The organism is Roseburia yibonii (assembly GCF_014297335.1).
GTDB lineage: Bacteria > Bacillota > Clostridia > Lachnospirales > Lachnospiraceae > Roseburia_D > Roseburia_D yibonii.
In genome coordinates, this window is record NZ_JACOQH010000001.1 from 127,541 (window position 1) to 149,612 (window position 22,072).

Here is a 22,072-nt window from a genome sequence, read left to right on the forward strand (position 1 = left end):
GCATTCTGCCGCTTAAGCAGCCTTTTCTATGGCTGCCTCTGCCAGCGTTTCTATTTTCTTTCGTAGGTTGTAGCTGTCGGCGTGTCCTGCGTGTCCCGTCCAGCTCTGTATGCTCTTTTGTAACTGCTCTTTTGTGATTTTCCCGCTCTCGCACTTCTTGATAGTACGCTTTATGCGCTTTATGCTGTCCTTTCGTACTTTCCTGTGCGTTGCCCTGTGTTTGTAGCCTACAAAGTCTATACCGTTCTTTGCTGCCAGCATGGTAGTTTTCGGGTTAAACTCTAACTTAAGCTCTTCCCGTAAGAATTGCTCTATCCGTGCAAGCCAGTTGCGCAACTGTTCCTTGTCTGGGCTTAATATTACAAAGTCGTCCATATATCGTATGTACGCCTCTACGCCCAGCTCATGCTTAATAAACTGGTCTAATGCGTCCAGATAGATATTTGCAAATAACTGACTGGTAAGGTTTCCTACTGGTATCCCTACGCCGTCCGGCATATTGCCGTTGTGGTCTATTATCCTGTCCAGCAATGCCAGTACCCCAGCGTCTTTTATAACCTTACGTATTTCAGTTTTTAATACCGCATGGTCTATGCTCTGGAAATAGTGGTGTATATCTGCCTTGATAGCATAAAGCGGCTGGTCTGGGTGGTATTTGTTCCACTCATACAGCCACTCTTTTAGCGTATCAGACGCAGCGTGCATACCTTTACCTTTCCGGCAGGCGTAAGACTGCGATATAAACCGCTTATCAAATATAGGCTCTAACACGTTGTTTATGGCGTGCTGTACCACCCTGTCATAGAACGGCAGCGCCATTATCTGCCGCTCTTTCGGTTCGTACACCTTAAAGTAATGGTATTTGCTTGGCTCATAGGCAAGGTTTATAATATCTTCCCGCACCTTGTCTAAGTTTTCCTCTTTGTCTTTCGTAAAAATCAGTACGTCTTTTCTGTGGCGTTTACACTTTCTGGCTTTGTTATAGGCTTTCTGTATGTTTCCATAGTCACCCATAGCCTCTAAAAGCGTAATGCGCCGCCCGTCCTTATCGGTAATGTATCCTACTCTCTTCAAGTATTAAGCTCCTGCCTTTCGCCGTAGCTACTAACCAGCAGCCGTATTTTTTCTCTTTGCCTCACGGCGGGACAGCCACTCTGACTATAGGATATTAAACACTCGGTCTTATCCCTTTCTAAGTCCTTGCCAGTATTCCGTAGAACTCTGTGCCTGTAATGTTCTCACTAAGTCACACGCCCCACGAGCGCCAATGTTCGTATTGACATTCCACGGGTAATTGTTGCAATTCACGGCACGAGCGCCGCAATTCGCCCCATTGTTCCAGTTGCCGCCCGCTATCAGCGCCGCCAGAGGCTGTAAGTAAGCAGCTGCCCCATATCCTGCTATTTTCTGGTCTTTACCTCTTCTATCAGTTCGCCCAGCATAACGCCTATTTCTTTCAGCTTGCGGCAGCTCTCGCCGTAGTGCCGTGCGTTCATAGCGCTATACTTCAAGTCATGCGCCAGCCGCAGCAATTCTTTACTTTCTTGCAATGCCGTATCTACCGTGTATAAGTGGCTTTTCGTTGCCGTCTTATCCCACTTTATAACCTCTTGCAGCATTTCAAGAATTGCGTTTCTTGTCGCCGTCTGTAAACTGAATTTCTCATACTTTGGGTACTTCGTAAGCAGAGGGTAAATATATAGCAGAAAATCGTATATTTTCTGGTGTATAATATCTGTTTTTGTCTGTATGTCCATGCCTTACCCCCGTTTATCCGGCTGGGCTTTCGCCCGCCGTCTACAGAGAGTCACACGCCCCACGAGCGCCAACGGCCGTAGAGACACTCCACGGGCAAACGCTGCAACGCACGGCACGAGCGCCGCAACGCGCCCCATCGCTCCAGCTGCCGCCCGCTACCAGCGCCGCCAGAGAATATGCGTAATACTGGTAAATGTTACCAACGTCGTAAGACTTCTCGCCTGTGTTCAATGGGCTTTTCTTGTCCCAGCCCCACGCTACGCTTGCGTGGTAGTCTGCATTTGTGGCGTGTTCCGCTCTTGTAATAAGCTCGTCCAGCCACTCCCAGACACGCCCCACGGCATCTACAACGCCCACGGAAGAAACGGCATTTACCACACTGCCTGTTACGCCCCTACCTGTGTTGCTGGTGGCGCTCCATGCGTTTGTATTTGCGTTATCCAGTCCGGCAGGGCTACCAAAAGCATAAGCGCAAAATTCCGCATAGTTCGGCAGACGCTTACCGCTCTTTGCCAGACGTTCTACAAAGTTGTACCAGTTCATGCTTTCTGTACCCGTCATAGGTGCGCAGCCGTACTCTGATTTCAAGCCCTTTGCTCCGTCGTCAGAATTAAGGTAAATATCTACCCATGTGCCGCCGCCTAAATATACCATACCCTCTGGGCTGCATTTCGGGCGGTGTCCCAGTGTCCATACAGAACGTGGTACAATGCCGTTGCTTACTGCACTTTCCCAGCCAGTGCCAAAAATAACACTGCTGCCATTAAGTGGCTGTAAATTGCTGTCTACCTTGCGGCAGCGTCCATAATGAAAGCCGCCGATTTTACGGCTATTTGTAGCGTTCCAGCCTGTCGGGTATGTAGAGTTAAGGGAAATTACGTATTTCTCGTCTGCGCTGTCAATTCTGCTGTCACAGATATATACGTAATAGTCCTTACCTACCGCAAAAGCGCTGCCTGCGTCCAGATTAGCAGCCGTAAGAATTGTATTTGCTGTCTTGAAAATTCCAGCGCCGCCCACGGCAATTACGCAACCCTCTACTACGGTCAGCTCATTTGCTCCGCTGGCGTAAATGTACTCATTGCTCGGTGCTACAATATCGCTGATTGTAGCCATTTTATTTACGTTCAAAAGCGCCCTTGCGTCGGTCTTTGTAACGTCGTCCACTAATAATCTACTCATACTGCTTTAATACTCCTTTCAGTGCTGCAATGTCGTCTGTTGTCATTCCTGCCACGGTGTCTGTGCGTTCCAGCGCAATTACCTTGCAGCCCGCTTTTACCGCTTTGGAAAGTGTAAGGGCTGTTCTGTCGTTTCCCGCCTCTCCTGCTGCCGCTGCCTCGTCGGTCTGGATATGTGTTACTCCCTGCACCGTGCCGGATACGTCGCCCGCTACAAATTTCATACCTACCGCTGCCTCGTCGCAGTAATATACCGTAACCGCCTTTTTCTCTTCCTCTACAGCTGCTACGCCGCACTCAATATAACGCTGATTCTCTGCGCTCTCGATTTTTGCCAGCAAATCCGCTGCCGCCAGTTCTCCGCTTGCTACCATAGCAAGGCAGTTGTAATAGTCCTCTTTTGTCTTTAATACTTTAGGAAATCCTTTCATGGTCTGCCGCCTTTCTAAAATGTATTTGCAAGATAGGAATTACCCACGTAGGTAGCCCCTAACACTGCCGTTTCTACTGTTCTTTCGTAATGCTGGCTCATGTATGCCGCACCCATGTAACACAATCCCAGTACAGCATCATGCTTATAGTCAATGCCCCAGCCGCTTTCTACTCTCTTAAGCCGCTCGTCCAGCGCTGCTATTGCCTCTTTGGTTTCTTTCGTGCCAGCCTCTGCCTGCTTTTTCACTTCCTGCATGGCTGCTGCCAGCTCTTCAATTTGCAGTTGCAGGCTGCCTGCTATGTCCTCGCCCAACTTGTCCTTGATACTCTCAAACCATGTGTTAAATTCGTTTTCAGCGTCCGACTGGAATAGCTTAATTTTTGCCATAAAGTCTGTATAGGCGCTTAAAAGTTCCTTATCCCAGTTGTCAAGCGTGTTTTCAAAACTGCTGTATCTTTCGTTAAACTGGCTTTCATACTGCGCAAATAAGCCCTCTGTCTTGCTTACGTAGCTGTCATATACGCCCGCAATCTCTGCAAGGTACTTTTCCATATTCTGCTTATATGCGCTGAACTCGTCCAGCACGGCTGCGCTATAGGTGTTGAAAAAGTCCGTAAACTGTTTTGTAAGCACGCTTGCGTCTATCTCTTCCACCGTTCCCGTTACGATACCGCAGACTGCGCTATTAAACCGCTGGTCTGTGATATTCTGCGTCTGTATCCTTGTTACGCCCTTGCCTACGTAAATATCTGCAAGCGCAAGCTCCCATATTTCCGTAGTGCGGGTTACTGCCGTTGCTGTCGGCTTTGCAGACGGTGTGCCTTTCAGCACCGCAATATACATATCTCTTTGCGGCAAATCCCAGCGAACTACTACCCTGTCTACCCTGTTAAGCGCTCCCTCTGCCGTATCCAGTGTTACGCTAAGCGTTGCGGGATTTCTAAAGGCGTAGCCGTTTATAAAGGCATAGCCCGCATTTACTCTTATTTCCATGCCGCTGTAAGCTACCACCTGTAGCCCGTCGCTCGGCTTTGGAAAAATGCCGTTTGCAATGAAAGTAGCAAAGTACCACGCCCAATCCTCGGCTTTATATACCCTGTCGTACTCTCCGTCTACTGCCACGGCATTAAACGGTAAGCTGTTTGCCATTTCCGCTACCTCACTTTCCTAATCTGGTCTACCAGCGTCGGCAGGCTGTCGCCAAAAGTCGCCTCTACGGTTTCCTTGCCTTTCTGGTATGTTTCTGTTACTTCTGTAATACGTGCATCTATCTGTATGCCCCACTTGGTCTCTTTGCAAGTAATGCGGTCGCCTAAATCAAAATCAGCCTTAAATTTCAAGTTTGAATTTGTATTTATGGTACTTACAAAATTTATATTCTTTCCGTAGTTTTCCAGCTCTGCGCTGCCTCTCGTTTTCAGCATTGCAATATAGGTATCCAGCGGTATTGTTACCTCTGTTTCCCCCTGCTGGTACTTTCTGGCAATATCCGTAGCGTCACAGAATACCTCTACCAAATCCAGCCCCGTTGCGCCCTCGCCGTCCACTGTGGTTACCGGCTGGCTGCCGTCGTCGTCAGCTGCTCCCTGCACATAAATAAAGTTGCCGCAGTTCTCTATACTGGCTGTATATTCCTGCTCGTTGACATTATCAAAATCTCTTGAAAATATGCAGGGTGTGTTACCCTCGGTATTTGTGGCTGTAAGGTCATTGCCCTTATACAGATAAAAGCCAAACAGTCTCTCTCTTTCGTTAAGCAGAATGTCATAGCCCAGCTTTCCAGCCTGCGCCCTTGCCTTTACTTCCTGCCCCAGTTGTGCGTATACCTCGTTTGCATATTCAACCGCCACGCCGTCTATGGTTTCCTGCGCCAGAAATGCAAGCAATGGAAAACGCCGCTTTGTTCCTGCTGCGTTGCCGCAGTTGTTCTTTACCATAAGGTTTATAAGATACTGGTTTGTACCTGTCGCCACAATCTGCGGATAAATGCAGCGCTTATTAAGCCACCAGCTAAGCATATAGCCTTGTGCCTCTAACTGCTCTAAGCCGTTCTCGTCTTTGGTAATGTGTACGTAGGTTATCTGCGCTGCCCTGCGCCATACGCCGCCGTCAGCGGTCTTTACTTCCTTTTTTTCGTCGTGCTTGGTTATTAAGTTACCCTCTACCAGCAAACGGCTGTTATTGTCCGTAATCGGCGCAAGCAGGCTAAAAGTTCCTACGTCAAAATACTTTGTATGCCATAGCAGGCTTGCCAGCTCGTCTATAGCTCCCAGCGGCTGTACTGTCTTGTCGAATACTCTAAGCTCCATACCGTCACACTCCTAAAAATTCCTTGCTGTAGAATATGGATACTTCCAGAGAATTTACGCCGCTGGCTGCATCATACCTAAACATATTGTCGCCTATGGCAAGCTGCATAAATGTACTGTCTACATCAATGTAGCGGAAATAGTCGGTTTCTACGCCGTCCCTTATCAGCTTAGCGCCCTTGCTGCCGTACTTCGTGTTAATCTCTATCACGTCGCCCGTTTTCATAGTGGCGTTAATCTGTATAAATTCCTCGGTATCCACATTAAGCAGTATCGGGTTTGAAACTGTCCCCAGTGCTGTAAACCTTATCCTCATTCCTGTTGATACGTCGCCCTCGTTGTAGCAGTCCACTATTACGCTTTCCGCTCGGTATCCGTATATCATGCTCTTTGTGCTGTCCTTTTCGATAACGCAAGGGAAATGCCACGCAGCCACCCAGCTTGCTATATCCTCTTTTGTTTCTTCCTCTTCCCGCCAGAACGGGTTAAGGCACTCTATTTGTAAATCAAACTCATAAAGTACCTCTTTCTTTAGTATCTTAGGCTCTCCATACGCCCTGCAATCAATCACACGCTTAAAGCCGCCGTACTCATACACCAGCGTAGCGCTAAGCTCTGGGTTAAATATCTTAAGCATACGGCGGCGCAGTTCCAATGCCTGCGCCTTGTCCCGTGTGTTGATATGTCCCACTACGTCTATGTCCCTCGCCTCGATACGCTGCCCTACGTAGGTGTCGCCGTGCTGTCCCATACTGTTTGTGCTGTAAATGACGCTCGTAACGCCGGAAATGCCCTCTACGTCTTTACTTATATTGCAATGGTATACGCTGTCTACTCCCAGCTCTAACCGCTCGCCCCTTGAATTTATGTAAGTCAGTTTTTCATTTTCCATGTGTTACACCGTCCTTGCTATCATTCTGAACTGTCGGGCTGCCTCTTTCTGCTGTTTTGCATAGTCCGTGGTATTCGCATAAATATACTGATTGACAACTACGCCGCCTGCTGCACTGCCGCCGCCTCTCGGCTTTGGCTTTTTGTCGTCGTTATCATACTTAAATTCATTGCCTACATTTACCTTTGCGTCTACGTCAAACTCCTGCGGTACGCTGTCCTCAATCATTTTCTTAACGCCGCCGATTTCATTAGAAAAGCCAACGCCGATACCCTGCGCCAGATATACGCCGATTTCGTCACGCATCAGCTTAGACGGGCTGGCAATTCCAAATAAATCCTTAAGGAAGTCGGTAACATTGCCTACCCAGCCGCTTATTTTGTCCTTTATCCACTGCGTAGCTCCGTTTATGCCGTTCCAGATGCCCTCTACCATGTTTTTACCGAACCCAGCAAACGTACTGCCAATATTCTTAAATACGTCTGTTATTCCAGTAATTACATTTTTCATGCCCTCTACGGCTTTGTTCTTTACTTCTGTACCCCATGTAGCCACTTTGGTAATTGCACTAGAAATGCTGTTATAAATCTTTTGCGGTATTTCCTTAACAATCGTAACAATGCCCGTTACCATGGCATTCATTACCTCTTTGGCTTTCGTAAGCATATTGTTACCCCACGTAGCCACTTTGGTAACTGCCCCTACTATGCTGTTCCAGATTTTCTGCGGCAATTCCTTAACAATCGTAATAACGCCTGTTACCATGGCATTCATTACCTCTTTGGCTTTCGTAAGCATATTGTTACCCCACGTAGCCACTTTGGTAACTGCCCCTACTATGCTGTTCCAGATTTTCTGCGGCAGTTCCTTAACAATCGTAATAACGCCTGTTACCATGGCATTCATTACCTCTTTGGCTTTCGTAAGCATATTGTTACCCCACGTAGCCACTCTGGTTACTGCCCCTACTATACTGTTCCAGATTTTAGCAGGCGTTTCTTTCACAATCGTTACAATGTTCGTAAGCATTGTGTTCATTACTTCTTTGGCTTTGGTCTGCATATTTGCGCCCCACGTAGCCACTCTGGTTACTGCGCTTACTATACTGTTCCAGATTTTCTGCGGCAGCTCCTTAACAATATCTATAACTTTCGTTACAAAATTTGTTATAACTGTGCCGCCTTTTTCCTGCATATTTGCGCCCCACTCTGCTATTTTCTCAACGCCCGCAGCGATTGCCTGCGGTATCAGAGTAGGTAGCTCTTTTATTTTATTTATGATTGTCGTTACCAGTTTGCCTGCCGCCGTCAAAATCTTAGGCAGCCCCGTAATCAGTCCTGTTACAATGGCTGCTATAATCTGCGGTATGGCTGCGATTAAAAGCGGTATTGCATCTATGATGCCGTCAATCAATGCAACTATAATATCGCCCGCACTTTCAATAATAAGCGGTATGCCCTCAACCAGTGCATTTATGATAGCCGTTATGATTTCCGGCAGCGCCTCAATCAGTACAGGCAGCGCTGCTACCAGCCCCTGTGCCAGCCCCGTAAGCAGCTGTAATGCTGCTGTAATCAGCAACGGTATATTTTCTATCAGCATGGTTACAATGTTCGTAACCACCGTTACGATTGTTGGCAGCAATGTAGGTAACGCTTGTGCGATACCTTGCGCCAATTCCGTAATAATCTGTACGCCTGCCTCTAAAAGCTGCGGTAATATAGTAAGCAGCGTATCTATGATTGTCGGTATAATCTGCCCGATTATGCTTATCATTTCCGGCAGCATTCCAACCAGCGTATTAAGCAAGTCCTGTACGCCGCTCATTAAAGGCGGTAATAACTCCTGTATAACTTGTGGTATATACGTTGCAAGCTGCTCTACGATTTCTCCCAGTCCGCTTACCAGCCTCGGCACTGTTTCTATTACCCTCGGTGCTATATTCCCTACCACTGTTACAATACTGTCTACCAGATTGCTTGTAAGCTGTGAGAAATTCGCCTCGCTGTCTGCCATTCCAGCTACCCAGTTGTCCCACGCTGAACTCATAGAACTAACCGAACCCTCTATTGTTGTACTTGCCTCTTTTGCCGTTGTCCCTGTTATGCCCATTTCCGTCTGTACGACGTGAATAGCGTCTACAACGTCTGAATATGATGAAATATCATACTTAATGCCGGATAGCTTGCTTGCATCATCAAGCAGTCGCTGCATTTCCTCTTTTGTACCGCCATATCCCAGTTTTAAGTTATCCAGCATGGTATAATTCTGCTTTGCAAAACCGTTATAGGCGTTCTGTATAAGCGATATATCAGTACCCATTTTATTTGCATTGTCTGACATATCCGTAATTGCCACGTTTGCCTTTTCTGCTGCCGCTGCCGTGTCATTATTCATACTGGCAAGCAGCGACGCTGAAAAGCTGGTAACTGTTTCCATGTACTCATTTGCAGACATTCCGGCTGTTTTATATGCGTCGTTTGCATAACCAACAACCGTATCAGACGACGTTTTGAAAAGAGTTTCTACACCGCCTACAAGCTGTTCCTGTGCTGCGTATCCCTCTATCGCTTTTGTGGTAAGCGCTCCTATGGCTGTTGCCGCTCCCGCAACTGCTGCCGCCGTCGCCGCTGCTGCTGCTTTAAGCGCTGTACCCATTCCGCTTAGCACGCTTGTAAATCCAGAAAATTTTCCCTTTGCGTCGTCTGCCTGTTCCCCGCTGTCTTTTATTTCCTTTCCCATTTCGTCAGCGGCTTTTTCTGCTTTTTCCATTTCGTCAGTCGTTTTGCCTAATTCCTGCTCTGTCTTTACAAGCGCTGCTTTCTGGTAATTTAACTGAGTTTCAAGTTTTTTACTTTCTTCGCTATTGTCTCCTGTTGCCTTGCGACATTTTTCTAAAGCCGCCTCGGTTTCTTTTACCTTTTTTGCCTGCTCGTCGTATGTTTTCTGTAGTACCGCCTGCTTTGCTTTCAGCGCATCTACGCTGCTTGCATTGTCCTTATATTCAGCTGTTACAAGTTTCATTTCAGAATTAAGCACTTTAAGGGTGCTGTTAATTTCCTTGCAGGCTGCTTTATACTCTGCCTCTCCGTCAAAACTTAACCTTGTTTTGACGTTCTGCGTCTTATCTGCCATAATTAAAAGCCCCCTAACGCTATGTCTATATCGTCCATGTTTTCTGTAGCTGCTGGTGTTCCCGCCTGTTCCTGTCGGAAAATGTGCGGGTTATATTCCTTGTGATATTTAAACAGTGTCGTTATCTGGTATGGTGTTTTTCTCCATGCCTCACGTTCCCTGTATCTCAAAAGCACTACTGCAATATACAAAAGCCGTGCAGTATCTAATTTTCCTGCACGGCTGCCCTGTTTCCCTCTTCTGTTGTTTCTTCTCCGTCGTTTTCGTTCTCTGTGTCGCTGTTGTCTCCCGCAGTTCCTCTGTAGAACGATTTAAAAATAGCGTTCTGTACTTCCTGCAAATTTCCTGCGTGTATCAGTCTGCCTACCCTCTTCTCTTCAAGCAGCTGGGCGTTTTCGTCCTCTGCTAAAAGTGCCTCGTTAATAAGCAGCGTAAGTAACCACCTTGTATCTTTAAAAAGGTTTGGGTTATCTTTATTGAATACCTCACTTAATTTGTCGTAGCCCCCAAACTTTTCCTGCACTTCGTCTAATGCGTTCAGTGAAAAAAGTAAACCATATTCTTTGCCGTTCAGCTCTACGGGAAAAGCCCCGCTCTTTAATGCTCCCATGATATAAAATTAAGGCGCAGCCCATGCTACGCCTCTCTCCTTTCCTGTTTTATACACTTTCCATTGCTGCTGCCTTTTCCGGCACTGCTGTAAACCACGTTTTAGCCGCTGCGCTTTCCTCTGTTCCCACAAAGTCTGCTTTCCACAAGTTATCTTTCTTTCTTGTTGTAAAAGATGCCTCAATGTCCGGCGTGTTAAACTTGATACTCTCGCCCTTTGTTTCGTACTTTTCAGACGGTACTTTAAATTTTGCTTTAAGCAGCCATACGTAACGGTATTTACCACCCGTTTTCTTAGCTCTGAACCCTACAGCAACATACGGCGGCTCGTCCTCTTTTCCCGCCCATACTACGCTGTTCTTATCTACTGCCTGCCCCAGCAGCTCTGCCAGCACTTCCGGCGTAAGGTCTTTAATTCCCAGCTTAAGCGTTCCGCTTGCAAACTCCGTGACGCTCTCGCTTAATGTGTCGTCTGCATACAAGCTGCCGTCTGCTGTCTTTACGGATAAATCGGCGCTCATTGCCTCTGCCATTTTCTTAGGTGTCCCGTAGCTCTCTGCTCCGTCTGCCTCTGTGCATACGGCGTAATATAAATCTTTCAGTCCCAGTGTCATTGTTTAATCACTCCTCTTTCAAAATCTCGACTGTGATAGGCACTAACCAGTACCCCGTTTCTGTTTCGTAGCTTTCTGCGTCTATGCTGTTGATATAAACGCCTGCTGCTTTCAATACCTCTTTTGTCTTATCAAGCTGCGCCTCAAAATCGCCCTTATGGAAAAGCGTAACTCTATACATTTCCCTGCGCTCTTTCTCTTCGTCGTCTGCATTTACCGCAGGCGTACCCAGCAGCCGCAGAAACGTATAATATGCGTCTGGCTTATCCCGCCCAGTGTAAACGCCTCTCTGGGCTGGCAACCCTGCGCTTTCTAAAATCTCCTGTATACTCATTCGCCTGTTTCACTCTCCCATATACTGCGCTGTGCCTCTACTACCTTTTCGTGCGCCTTTTCGTTTGCCACTGTCATATAAGGGCGTGCAGCGTGGCTACTTGTGCCGTACTCTGCCACAAAGCCGATTGTTGCATAGCGCACCTTGCTTTTATCTCCTTTTCTGTCGTTTCCATGCTTTGCCCGTCCCTGTGGGTATATCTCTACGTATTTCTCCGTATCGTCGCCCTTTACGTCCGTAGCTTTTATGGAATTGATAAAACCGCCCGTTTCATTCAGTCCCATTGCCTGTGCCTCTGCTCTCTGTGCCTCTATCAGCACATCAGCACCAGCTTTAAGCATTTTTGGGACTGCCTCAACTGTAGCCGCCTCTCTCCGGCTGAAAGCGTCTATAATATCTTCCAGCCCGACTGTGTTAAACTCTCCCATGCTTACACCTCGTTTCTGTGGCGTAAATCTGTAAGCGTAAGCTCTATGGTGTCTGTTCCTGTATCGTAGGTCTTAAGTACAAAATAGCGCCGCCCGTTTACTTCTACTACGTCCTCGCCGCCATAATCTGCCTTGTGTACCTCGTACTTTGCCTCTACCAGTTTTCCTGTCTGCTGGCTCTTAAAATATTCACTGTACCCTACTGATTTTTTGTTACAGAATACAGTGCGGGTGCTTTCTTCCGGCTTTACTGCAAAGCCGTTTTTATTTACCCTGTTTTCTGCTGTTGTTTCTGCAATAAGTGTTAATTCGTCCAGCCACTCCACCGCTTTACACCCCACTTTCTGTGCTGTTGGTGTCCGTTTCGGACACTTGCGGCGCTGTGTTGTATTCTGCTGATAAAGATAAGCGCATTTTAAGTGCGTCGTATGACTTTCTAAATTGTTCCGCAGCATTGTTAAAACCAAACTCTGCCTTGCAATACAGTGTAATTGCTCTGATAATCAACCCGTCTGTCTCTTTTATCACTTTTACGCCGTCGTTTTTCATATCAGCTTTGCAGGCGGCTATACAGTCGTTTATTTCCTCTGTGATTTTCTCACTGGTGCTGCTGATACGCAGCGCCGCCCGCATTTTCTCGGTTAATGTTGTGGTATCTGCTGCCATAGCCTGCACCCTCTTTCTTACTCTTCTATTACTGCTGCTACGCCTGCCTCTTCCAGAACTGCTGCACGTTCTCTGCTTACTGCGTATTCGTCCCCAGTATCCTTAATCTGGTTTAATTCCTTGTCAAGGAAACGGCGCTGTGCTTTTACTTTTACAAGTTCTGTGGCTGCCTCTTCCTCTTCGGCTTTCGCTGCTGCCTCTGCTGCCGCCTCTTCCGCTGCTCTTTTATCCTCTTCTGTAAGCTCGCTTTCGTCCGGTATGTCTACCTCAACCGCTGCGCAGCGTGTAGCAATTTCTTTCTTTGTTCCCTCTGCATCTACACCCAGCTGCTTTGCCAGTTCCTGCAAATCTTCTTTCTTGTAGCTTTCCAGTTCTTTAGCGTCTAAATACCCTTTCATGGTCTACCTCGCTTTCTGGCAGCCAGTGTTTATACACCAGCTGCCTTGTTAATTACACTGCCTCGATTTTCTTTACAACTACAAGGCTGTTTTTGTCTACTACCTTGCCGTCTACAAGCATAATGCCCTTTGTAATCTGGTCGTCTGTGTCGTTGTCCTCATACTTCTTTACGCCCATAGAGTAGTTTGTATTAAGCACGTAGTCCTTGAAATTGAAAAGGAATGCAAAAATTGTATCTTTCGCAAGTGCTGCGCTGTAGCTTGCTACGTAATCGCAAAGTACAACTGTTCTGCCTAAAAGCGTTCTCTCCGGCTTTCCAGATGTTCCATAGTTCACTTTTGCGATAGGCTGCCCGTTCTTATCTGTCATGCCTACATACTCCATAAAGGTCTTTTTACTCATGCACCACACAGCGCCATTTTCATAAGCCATAGGTAAAGCACCCTCTGCCTTAATCAAATCACTGTAAGACGGTGCGGCGCTCTCGATTGTCTGCCCGTCGGCTGGTGTCTCTGCTAAAATTCCTTTCGGTTTTCCTGTTCCGTTTCCGTCAATGATTGCCTGCTCTAACGCTTTTGTCATTGCCTCAACAATATTGTTAATAAGCAGTGTTTCAAAAGCGCTGATTGCCATTGTATCTACTTCCAGAGATACGGCTACTGCACAGCGCAGCTTATGGTATGCAAAAGTAATCATTCCGTCTTTTGCAATATTCTTTTTCTGCTTGTCGCTGCCTGCTCCCTCATTTACCCATGTTGCAGTAGGCTTTACAGTAGATACGGGGATAGAAACGCCGCCCTTGTATGCAGTTCTGGTTACAAGGGCTAAAATCATACCTGTGCTTTCCAGCTTTTCTACAATCTGGTTAAGCACTGTAGTAGGGATAACTGCGCCTACGTCTGTGCTTTTGCTTACCGCATCTGCTCTGTACTCTTTCGGCAGCGCCTCGCCTCTGCATACATATTTCATAAATGCTTTGCGGTATTCCATGCTGCCGTATTTGTCGTCGTTATCGCCCTCGCCAGCTGCTCCCTTGAAATTTCTAAGCACTCTCTGCTGTCCGCTGCCGTCTCCCTCTCCGTCGCCTACGCTTTCGCCTGCTGCAATTCTCGCAAGCAGTGCGCTACGCTTTTCTGCTGCTGCCTTAATTGCCGCTCTCTCTTCCTGTAAAGCTGTTACCTCATTCTCCAGCGCTGTAATTTCTTCCTCTTTCAGCTCCGCTGCTCTTGTGGTAAGCTCGTTTTTAATTGCTGCTAATCTTTCCTCAATTTCTTTTAATCTCATTGTTATGTTTCCTTTCTGGTCTTGGATTTTATAAGCTCGCTCTAATCTTTAGTATTGCTGCCCGCCTCTTAAGCAGCTCCTGCCTCTCCTGCTCGTAACTCCTACTCGCAAAAGCACGGGCGCTTATTTCAGTATCGCCGTTTGCTGGAATGCTCACGGCTGATACATCATAAACTTTCTTGATTTTCAAAATCGTCCTTGTGTGTGTTTCTCTGTCGTAGCTTTCCTCTGCTACGCTAAAAGCCCACGACATTTTATTTATCATGCCTGCCTCTATGTCTTGGTATAGCCCACGGGCTAAATCTGTCTTGCCTAAATCAGCCGCCACCTTAAGCCCTTTATAGTCCGGCTGTAAAATCAGCGTCTTGTTTGACTGTCTGGCAAATACCCTGCCCTCATGGTCGTACTGCATGATAACGTCGCTCATGTCTGCACCGTCTAAAGCGTGTGCGTCTATTCTTTCGTAAATCTTTGTGCCGTCCTCAAATTCATACAGCAAATACGGCGCATCAAACGTAGTGGCGTAACCCTCTACGTAATACTCCGTCTGTATCAATTTCGTTGCACTCTGCGCTGTCAATGGCGCTGCCAGCGCCCTATATTCCCGCTCTTTCTTAATCGGCATTATTTACACCCTCTTTCTCTCCCAGCCCGCCTGCTGGTTCTCCTGCTGCCGCTGGCGGTGTCTGCTGCGGCTCTGCCTGCTGCCCTGTTGCTATGGGCGCTTGCTGTATAATTATCTGTGGCTTTCCATTACTGTTTTGCAGTTCGCTTACCTCGGTATACTCTTTGCGGATATAATACTTTTCCCCGTCCTCAACGTGTGCCATGTTCCATATATCCATAACACCGTTTCTGTTCAATAGCGCACGGTCAAAAAGCTGTGTGCTTACGCTTAACTTTGTGGCGTTGCTGGCATATTGCAGGCGGTTTGCTGAAAAGAAAATAGCATTACCGCAAGCTCTTTCTCTCTCGGTAAAACTCATATTTGTCATAACAAGCGATAGCTGTATTGCAAACGGTTCTATTTTCCCCTCGTAGTAAGCATTCCACGTATTTTCATCAAATTTATTTTGTAAAATATCCATGTTTGTACCAAAATGCGTGCATACATTTTCCTGTATATTCTGCATCTGCAATGCGTTTGGCGTGTATGGTTTGCTCTCTACCTGTTTCAGCTCACTAAACTTGTTATCATAAATTATCATGCCGCTATCGTTGTCGGCGGTTAAGTTATCCTCGGTAAAACGCTGTCGCTCTTTCTTTATGTCCTCTGGTTTCAGCATATTTGCCACCTTTGCCAGAAAGCGGATATTTGCAGAATTTTTGACAGCGTTTATAATTCCCTCGTTTTGCGTATGTATCAGCTGCATTGTTGGCTTAAGTGTTCTGTTGTCCTCTCCGAAAAGGTCGTCTGTGTATTCAAAATCTGTCATAATGCCTACACGTTCAAACTCTATAGCTCCATGCTCGCCATTTGCAAACAGATACCGTAAATACACCTGCCCTGCTGCCTCTACGACTTCGCAGCGTTGCGCCCTCAATGGATACCAGCCACAAAGCCGCCCGTACTCGTCCTCGATAGGTATAATAAAAGCGGTGTGTTCCACCGCTACATACGTTGCCAGACGCTTAATAAACTTTGTTGTGTCCATAAAATAGTTGGGCTTATGCTGTAGTGTCTTTTCCAGTGACTTAAGGGCGCTGCCCTCAATCTCCGGCTTAAGTTTACTGCAATGTGTCGCAAAGCTGTTTACTGCCGTTCTGGTTAAATCCATTTCATATACGCCGCCGTTATAACTGGTAAACGTCGGGCTGTATCCGTTCAGCATTTTAAAATAGCTGTCGATATATCGCAGCTCTTTACCATGAAAAAGATAATCTAAAAATTTCATGCCGTTTACTCTCCTTTCTATGCGGCATTTTTAAGCAGCTCGCCGCACTCTTCCCAGTATTTCTGTCGCACGGTCATTGCATCTATGACAGATACAAAGCCGTCGATATGCGCCCGCTGCTCGATTTTTATAGGTCTGAATTTTCTTGTTTCCATGTTGTGCTTAAGCGCAACATTTAAGAAATGTGTCTTTAGTAAATTGTTGTCGGCTATCTTAAAATCGCCGTCTTTTATGATGCCCTCAAACTCCCTTATAACTGGTGTAAGGTTTTCGCCTTGGTAAACGTCGTCCATGTGAAAACCATAATTTGCCATATCGGTAATAAGGTACTGGGCGCTGTATCTGTCGTAGCCGATTTTTAAAGGTCGTATTCCGTAATCTTCCAGTAACATAGTAAACCAGCCGTAAACGTCGTGGTAGTCTACGTAATTCTCGCCGCTTAAGGTTATCAGCCCCTTTTTAACAAATATGTCATACGGCACGCCGTCCGTAGCCTGTAAGTATTCCAGCCTGCCCCGTGGCATAAAGAACTGCGTAAACGCATACAGTGTGCCGTCTTTCTGAATAACCACACTGGCTGCCGTTAAGTCCGTTGTCTGGCTTAAGTCAATACCGCCCACTGCGTAGCAGTCCCTAAAGTCCTCTAAGGTCTTTTCTACTCCGGCGTTCTCTACTGTCTGATATTCCAGCCATGCAATAGAGCTGTTCTGCTTGATATTGCAATACTTTGTAAGGAACTCTGCTTTTTTACTTAAGCTGCCCTCTGCTACGGCTATCTCGTCCATAAAGAAACTTTCTTTTACGGATACGCCCATGTTAGGGTTAGCCTTTTTCAGTTCGTCTATGTCGTTCCACTTCTCCACATCATCAATCATGTAAAGGAATGGTAATAGCCTGCGCTCTTTGCTGTTTCCTTTCAAGAAACTTGTGCTACGTTTCATTAGTTCATCATAAATACTGTCGTTGATATATCCGGCAGTGCTTATGCTCAATATCATAGGTTGAGTACGTGCGCCTAAAGCGGATTTCATAACCTCATACTGCTTTAGTCCAGCGTCCCCGCTCCATGCTGCCATTTCATCACATACCACAAGCTGCGGGTTAAATCCGTCTGACTTCTTGGCATTAAAAGCAATCGGTTTTATTACCGTGTTGCTCTCCGCAATATAAATATCGCTGCGCCGTTTCTTTGCCAGCTCTGCTAACTCGTCCTCTGCCTGTACCATTTGATAAAATCCGTCATACACCAGCGCTGCTTGGTCTAATTTTGGAGCTAAGCAGTATATTTCTTGTCCGTACTCCGGCTCTAAGTACGCCATGTATGCAATAATCGCAGATGCAAATAAACTTTTTCCATTTTTTCTGCCAATTACAATAAAAATTTCACGGAAAATACGTATTTTTTCTGCGTCCTGTATGCCAAAAATAACAGAAACTATGGCTTTCTGCCATAGCTCCAACTTGATTAAATCATTACGCCCCTTGCTGTGGTGGCAAAAGTTCTCTATGAACCGTATAGCCTTATTCGCAGCCTTTGCATTAAAAAAATACTCCTGCTTTTGCAGCCCGTTTATAATGATTTCGTATATTTTCTTTATCCATTTTCCCGCTATGATTTCGCCGCTTGTAATCTTTGCGTGGTACTCATAGATATAATTTCGATAAGGCGGCAATATTGCTTACTCTTCCCGCAAAGCCGCCAGCCTGCTTGTCTTTCGTTTCGCAGCTGGTACTAATTCCGTAAGCTGCTTAATCACTGCTGCATAGTTCTTACTAAGCGCTATGTAGGTTTCTGCCTCTGGGCTTTTCTTTGTTCCCCACTGGTTCTGCCCGTTCTGGTACTCACTCGTCCAGCCGTCTTTTTCAAGTTTCGCCTGCAAGTCGTCCAGCTCAATGCTCATAAATGCAGCCTTTTCTATCAGCGGCGTTACTAATTTTCTTTTGTTTTCGTCTAAGTCCTTGAAAATTCCCTTAAGTCTGGTCTTTTCGGTCTTTATCCTCTGTTCTTTGGTTTTCTCTTTCTTTGTTGCCATTCCTTTACCCCGCTTTCCATTCCTGCGCCGCACCACACCCCCTACACCACCCGTGCGCACGCCCGTAGGGTAATTTTAGGGTATCCCCCTCGGTATTTGCCCCCTTTAATTATTTTTCTGATATGGGGGGAGTATGCCGCCGTTCTCGTCGAACCGATACCGCTTATGTCTCTCCTGTTTGTGGTGTTCCTTGTTATGGCAGTCTTGGCACAACGCCTCTAAGTTATCCCAGCACAACGTAACGCTTATGTCGTTTATGTTCTCTCTGTTAAGCCAGCGCTTATGATGCACTATCTTTGCTGGTTGCCCGCAGCGTTCACAAATATAATCTTGTGACATTAAATAAGCGGCTCTGGTTTTTTCCCATGCCGCTGATAAATAAAAACTCTTAGCCCATGCTTTCATACTGTCCCCTCTCTTTCTTCATTCCCCAGCGCCCTAAGTTTCATGCGCTGGGTGGAGGCTAAAGAATGAATAGAAAAAGAGTAGGCAACTGCTGCCGCACATGGCTTAAGCTATCGCCTACTCATTTCATGCTACCATTGTATCTCTTTTGTTTTCCCATGTAAACACCACGTTTTTACCACGATATTACCCGCTGCTGCTCTGTTATCATTTCTCTTACTGGCACGCCTGCTGCTCTTAGCTGCTCGTATATACTCCTTATCTCGTGCCTAAACCAGCCTACATACTGCATGGGTACTGGCTGATATTGCCGCCCCATAAATGGGTTATCTGCATACGCTGTCACCTGCGAAAACTCATATAGCAGCAGTGGCTTACTCTGGTCTAATAATAGCCGCAATATATATGCTGTCGTTCTTCCGTGTAGCCGTCCCTCTGGCGGCTGCCATATCCCAGTTATTATATATAACCTCTGCCACTCGTAAAGCTCAAATCCTAACGCCTGCTCTATATGCTTTATCAACCTGTCTGCCGCCTGCTGTTCTCTCGCTGTTTCCCGCTTTCTTTTTATCCATGCTTTTATTTTTTCAAACACTTACTTTACCCTCTCTTCGTCAATCCCCCACAATAATACTGACAGCTCGTTTATGATGCCCGTAACCCAGCGCCTCGGTGTGTTCTTTCCTGTATCCAGTTCCTCTGCGATTTCCGCATAGTCCATGCCCTGCATGAAATACATTTCAAAAGCCTTGTACTCTACACCTCTGCCTGCTGCCTCTCTGCGGCGCTCTATCTCTTCTACCGCTTTGTCTATATGCGCTGTCATTATCAACGTCTTAAAGCGTGTGCGTCTGATACTCTCTAAGTATGTACGCTGCTGCTCGTCCGTCATGCCTTTAAGTTCTAACTGCTGCCCGTCGCTTATTGCGTTCTCGATATGAAAAGCCATATCACGGTAACATTTCATAAGCGTAAAAGTGTTGTGGTATTTCTCTTTCTTCCTCTCCTGTTTTTCCTGTCGTTTCAGTTCCGTTATTGCAGCCTTTGCCTGTTTCTGCATCAGCTCTGTTAATTCGCTTTCATGCAGTTGTACCCAGCTTTCAGCCTCTGGCGGCATTTCTACCCCTGCCGCCGCTGTTGTCTTTGTTTCTTCCTGCTCCATGTTCTGTACCTCGCTTTCTGTTAATTAAACGGCAGCTCTTCGGCTGCGCCCTCTGGAATATTCATAAACCCGTCACTCTCCGGCAGCTGCTGCCCTCTCGCCTCTGCCTCTGCTTTGCTCTCTCCAAAACCTACGTTATTCGCCACAACCTCTGTGTAATATACCTTACTACCCGTGCGCTGGCTCTCGTAGCTGCCTGTTTTAATCTTGCCCGTAACCTCTGCCTTGCTGCCTTTGCTTAACCACTTCTGTGCCCATTCCGCAGTACGTCCGAAACACTTAATATTTATAAAATCTGTGTCTTTCCCGTCGTCTACCGCAAGTGTAAAACGGGTAATAGTTGTGCTATTGTCCTGCCCGCCATATCTAAGCTCCGGCTCTCTTGTAAGCCGCCCTGTAAGTGATACGTTATTCATGCTTTCTGCTCCCCTCTTCCAGTTTGTCCAGCTTTGAAAATATAGCCAGCAATTCCAGTGCTATAATTCCCAGTAAAATATTAGTCATTTTCTACCGCCTCGCTTTCTTCTCTCAATCCTGCCGCAACATTGCTAAACGCTGCCGCCATGTTCTCGCATAATGTCGCCAGTGCTGGCTTTATACTCTGTACCCAGCTGTTAAGTGCTGCCGCCAATGTTTCTGCTGCTGCCGCCAATGTTTCTGCTGCTGTTGGCAATGTTTTATTTATCTGCCTTGCCCTTTTTCTTGCAAGCCTGCGCTGTTTTCGCTTGTCCAACTCTAACGGCGGGTTTACTCCATGTTTTTTCTTGTAGTTCTTTTTCCACTGTCTGTATTTCACTGCTTACGCCCTTTCTCCATATCGCATACGGCAATATCCATACTGGCGCTGTTATTATCAACACCGCTTTTGCTGTGCATATCGTCACAAATACTGCTACGTCTACTGCTGCCTGTCCAATTTCTTCCACTGCATCTACTATGCCGTCCATATACTCAAACATTTACTACCCCGTTTTCCTGCTTAATCTCAATATTTCTGCCGCCTCGCTGCTTTATGATTGCCTCTACGTGCAAGTATGCAGGCAGCATAACCACGCTGCCTGTTCGTAACTGATATTCTACGCCTTTCCGCATCTTCTCGTATTGCTCTGCCTTGCAAAATGCCGTACAACCCAGAATAATTGTAAATACCTGTGCTTTCTTCTTTTTCCGCTGCCGTCTATTCATGTTCTGCCCCGCTTTCCGTGTCCGTTTCGGACACCTTACCTGTATAGTCTGTTACTCTGATACCCAGAATACAGTAGCCCTCTGTAAGCCCTGTATAATCTTCCAGCATATAAATAATATCTGCATCAATCGTGCGCCCTGTGTGCTTACCGTCCTTAAATTCCAGCATTTTAAGGCTGTCGCCCTGTTTGTATCCTCTGTCATTCTTCCGCAGCTCAAAGCTCTTTTTCCCGCTTATTACGTCCTCGTAATAAGATGCCACTATCTTTAATTCATGTTGCTTATGCTCTATATTCCCCTCGCTTGGCAGATGCTCCATTTTTTCTGTGTCTGCCCGCTCCTGCAATTTTTTCTTTGTCTGGCGGTCTATAGCGTCCTGCTCTTCGCTGTATCGCTGTTCGTCTGTCTTTTCAGCCTCTGCCTTATTTATGTACTGGTCGCATTTCTGGCACGTTCCCGTTTTTACGTTACAGTCCTTGTATTTCTGGCAGGAATAGCACAAAGATGTTATGCTTTCTGGGTGCGGTGTTTCGTAATCGTCCCCCGCCTTTTTCTCTGCTACCTTTTCCGCTATTTCCTTTGCCCTCACATTTTCGCCCGCTGCTGCTTTTTTCGCTATTTCTTTCTGCTCGTCCTCGTCCAGCTTGGCTGCCTCGTATGCAGCAGTGATACCTAAATTACCCTCTTTCAGCTGCTCTTTAATCTCCGGCGTGGCGTTGTTGTTGATTGCGTCCATTCTGGCTACGTTTGTGCTGCTCTCATTTATCATAGCCGCCACTAAATCACGCATTTTGCCCTGTATCTCTAAGCCGTCCTCTTCCTTGGCTCTGATAAGCGCCGCTTTGGTACGCTCTACTAATCTGGTTTTTTCATAGGCTGTAAGTTCCTGCGTATATCCGTTGCCAGCCAATAAGCGCAGCTCATACATTGCCTCGCTCATGTCCATAAAGCGGTAAAGCACTTTCTCATACTCTTTATGCCCCCGCTCTAAGTTCAAAATATTTGCCGCATTACGTCTGTGTCCGTCGATTATACGGTATTCCCCGTTTACTCTCGCCAATACTGTAGGCTGTTCCTGTCCTACGTGTAAAAAGCTGTCTGCCAGCTCTTCTATGTTCTCTAATCTCTGGTGCGTATTCTCCTGCGCTGCCTTTACCTCGTAAGGGCTTAAATAAATCTCTTTGTATCCCTCTGTCTGTGCCTGCTGCCCTGCTGCTTTCGTCTTTGCGTTCAGAATGTCATTGATACCAAACTTTGCCATTTTCTTAGCCTCTCTTTCCCTAAATGTATCTAAAATAAATCAAATATATTTTCTGTTCATAGGTTAAGCCGTCGTCATAAAGCATACGG

The 22,072-nt window shown here is 46.5% G+C and carries 28 protein-coding genes; all 28 read right to left on the reverse strand.

Annotation, left to right across the window (positions count from 1 at the left end; all coding sequences use genetic code 11):
* Positions 1-12: 12 nt before the first annotated feature.
* On the reverse strand, positions 13-1,074 hold the full coding sequence (locus H8Z76_RS00570) for a reverse transcriptase/maturase family protein (protein WP_021870670.1): 1,062 nt from the start codon (positions 1,072-1,074) through the stop codon (positions 13-15).
* A 326-nt stretch (positions 1,075-1,400) separates the two neighbouring features.
* A complete protein-coding gene (avd, locus tag H8Z76_RS00575; RefSeq protein ID WP_002591284.1) occupies positions 1,401-1,757 on the reverse strand; it encodes a diversity-generating retroelement protein Avd in 357 nt (118 codons plus the stop codon).
* A 40-nt stretch (positions 1,758-1,797) separates the two neighbouring features.
* The gene (locus H8Z76_RS00580) at positions 1,798-2,940 is read right to left on the reverse strand and encodes a phage major tropism determinant (RefSeq protein WP_186981355.1); all 1,143 of its coding nucleotides are present in this window, start codon (positions 2,938-2,940) and stop codon (positions 1,798-1,800) included.
* A complete protein-coding gene (locus tag H8Z76_RS00585; protein ID WP_055056154.1) occupies positions 2,933-3,370 on the reverse strand; it encodes a hypothetical protein in 438 nt (145 codons plus the stop codon). Before H8Z76_RS00585 ends, H8Z76_RS00580 begins: the two co-directional genes overlap by 8 nt.
* A gap of 14 nt (positions 3,371-3,384) precedes the next feature.
* Positions 3,385-4,521: a hypothetical protein gene (locus H8Z76_RS00590; protein ID WP_118652734.1), complete on the reverse strand. Its 1,137-nt coding sequence runs from the start codon at positions 4,519-4,521 to the stop codon at positions 3,385-3,387.
* A gap of 5 nt (positions 4,522-4,526) precedes the next feature.
* Positions 4,527-5,681: a siphovirus ReqiPepy6 Gp37-like family protein gene (locus H8Z76_RS00595; protein WP_186981356.1), complete on the reverse strand. Its 1,155-nt coding sequence runs from the start codon at positions 5,679-5,681 to the stop codon at positions 4,527-4,529.
* Positions 5,682-5,685: 4 nt separating this feature from the next.
* Positions 5,686-6,573 (reverse strand): phage tail family protein, encoded by an 888-nt coding sequence (locus H8Z76_RS00600; RefSeq protein ID WP_003023324.1) that lies wholly within the window; start codon positions 6,571-6,573, stop codon positions 5,686-5,688.
* 3 nt (positions 6,574-6,576) lie between these two features.
* Positions 6,577-9,708, reverse strand: a complete 3,132-nt coding sequence (locus H8Z76_RS00605; protein ID WP_186981357.1) for a phage tail protein — start codon at positions 9,706-9,708, stop codon at positions 6,577-6,579.
* Positions 9,709-9,913: 205 nt separating this feature from the next.
* Positions 9,914-10,318 carry a hypothetical protein gene (locus tag H8Z76_RS00610; protein WP_009297822.1) on the reverse strand — a complete coding sequence of 135 codons (405 nt, stop codon included), beginning with the start codon at positions 10,316-10,318 and terminating at the stop codon, positions 9,914-9,916.
* Positions 10,319-10,367: 49 nt separating this feature from the next.
* On the reverse strand, positions 10,368-10,931 hold the full coding sequence (locus H8Z76_RS00615) for a major tail protein (RefSeq protein ID WP_002591275.1): 564 nt from the start codon (positions 10,929-10,931) through the stop codon (positions 10,368-10,370).
* A 7-nt stretch (positions 10,932-10,938) separates the two neighbouring features.
* Entirely contained in the window at positions 10,939-11,265 is a 327-nt protein-coding gene (locus tag H8Z76_RS00620; RefSeq protein ID WP_002591274.1) for a hypothetical protein, read from the reverse strand.
* Positions 11,262-11,693: a hypothetical protein gene (locus tag H8Z76_RS00625; RefSeq protein ID WP_002591273.1), complete on the reverse strand. Its 432-nt coding sequence runs from the start codon at positions 11,691-11,693 to the stop codon at positions 11,262-11,264. The genes H8Z76_RS00620 and H8Z76_RS00625 overlap by 4 nt, the downstream gene beginning before the upstream one ends.
* A 2-nt stretch (positions 11,694-11,695) precedes the next feature.
* Positions 11,696-12,034, reverse strand: coding sequence for a hypothetical protein (locus H8Z76_RS00630; RefSeq protein ID WP_227129905.1), 339 nt, complete (start codon positions 12,032-12,034; stop codon positions 11,696-11,698).
* Positions 12,024-12,359 (reverse strand): phage head-tail connector protein, encoded by a 336-nt coding sequence (locus H8Z76_RS00635; RefSeq protein ID WP_118652724.1) that lies wholly within the window; start codon positions 12,357-12,359, stop codon positions 12,024-12,026. Before H8Z76_RS00635 ends, H8Z76_RS00630 begins: the two co-directional genes overlap by 11 nt.
* Before the next feature lie 17 nt (positions 12,360-12,376).
* Positions 12,377-12,757 carry a hypothetical protein gene (locus H8Z76_RS00640; RefSeq protein WP_021904695.1) on the reverse strand — a complete coding sequence of 127 codons (381 nt, stop codon included), beginning with the start codon at positions 12,755-12,757 and terminating at the stop codon, positions 12,377-12,379.
* Between the two features lie 52 nt (positions 12,758-12,809).
* Complete coding sequence (locus H8Z76_RS00645; RefSeq protein WP_009297817.1) at positions 12,810-14,042, reverse strand: phage major capsid protein; 1,233 nt, start codon at positions 14,040-14,042, stop codon at positions 12,810-12,812.
* Between the two features lie 28 nt (positions 14,043-14,070).
* On the reverse strand, positions 14,071-14,667 hold the full coding sequence (locus H8Z76_RS00650; RefSeq protein WP_021904694.1) for an HK97 family phage prohead protease: 597 nt from the start codon (positions 14,665-14,667) through the stop codon (positions 14,071-14,073).
* Entirely contained in the window at positions 14,657-15,937 is a 1,281-nt protein-coding gene (locus H8Z76_RS00655; protein ID WP_186981358.1) for a phage portal protein, read from the reverse strand. Before H8Z76_RS00655 ends, H8Z76_RS00650 begins: the two co-directional genes overlap by 11 nt.
* 17 nt (positions 15,938-15,954) lie before the next feature.
* The gene (locus H8Z76_RS00660; RefSeq protein WP_002591266.1) at positions 15,955-17,610 is read right to left on the reverse strand and encodes a terminase large subunit; all 1,656 of its coding nucleotides are present in this window, start codon (positions 17,608-17,610) and stop codon (positions 15,955-15,957) included.
* Positions 17,611-17,616: 6 nt separating this feature from the next.
* Positions 17,617-17,970 (reverse strand): hypothetical protein, encoded by a 354-nt coding sequence (locus tag H8Z76_RS00665; protein ID WP_174805388.1) that lies wholly within the window; start codon positions 17,968-17,970, stop codon positions 17,617-17,619.
* 105 nt (positions 17,971-18,075) lie between these two features.
* On the reverse strand, positions 18,076-18,375 hold the full coding sequence (locus tag H8Z76_RS00670) for an HNH endonuclease (RefSeq protein ID WP_002591264.1): 300 nt from the start codon (positions 18,373-18,375) through the stop codon (positions 18,076-18,078).
* 175 nt (positions 18,376-18,550) lie between these two features.
* On the reverse strand, positions 18,551-18,970 hold the full coding sequence (locus H8Z76_RS00675) for a hypothetical protein (protein WP_186981359.1): 420 nt from the start codon (positions 18,968-18,970) through the stop codon (positions 18,551-18,553).
* Positions 18,971-19,537, reverse strand: a complete 567-nt coding sequence (locus H8Z76_RS00680) for a sigma-70 family RNA polymerase sigma factor (protein ID WP_009297812.1) — start codon at positions 19,535-19,537, stop codon at positions 18,971-18,973.
* Between the two features lie 20 nt (positions 19,538-19,557).
* Positions 19,558-19,953, reverse strand: coding sequence for a single-stranded DNA-binding protein (locus H8Z76_RS00685; protein WP_186981360.1), 396 nt, complete (start codon positions 19,951-19,953; stop codon positions 19,558-19,560).
* An 80-nt stretch (positions 19,954-20,033) separates the two neighbouring features.
* Entirely contained in the window at positions 20,034-20,210 is a 177-nt protein-coding gene (locus H8Z76_RS13510) for a hypothetical protein (RefSeq protein ID WP_243240373.1), read from the reverse strand.
* A gap of 4 nt (positions 20,211-20,214) precedes the next feature.
* The gene (locus tag H8Z76_RS00695; RefSeq protein WP_009297809.1) at positions 20,215-20,496 is read right to left on the reverse strand and encodes a hypothetical protein; all 282 of its coding nucleotides are present in this window, start codon (positions 20,494-20,496) and stop codon (positions 20,215-20,217) included.
* A complete protein-coding gene (locus H8Z76_RS00700) occupies positions 20,489-20,722 on the reverse strand; it encodes a hypothetical protein (protein WP_021904690.1) in 234 nt (77 codons plus the stop codon). Before H8Z76_RS00700 ends, H8Z76_RS00695 begins: the two co-directional genes overlap by 8 nt.
* The gene (locus H8Z76_RS00705) at positions 20,715-21,983 is read right to left on the reverse strand and encodes a ParB/RepB/Spo0J family partition protein (RefSeq protein WP_186981362.1); all 1,269 of its coding nucleotides are present in this window, start codon (positions 21,981-21,983) and stop codon (positions 20,715-20,717) included. The genes H8Z76_RS00700 and H8Z76_RS00705 overlap by 8 nt, the downstream gene beginning before the upstream one ends.
* Positions 21,984-22,072: the final 89 nt, after the last annotated feature.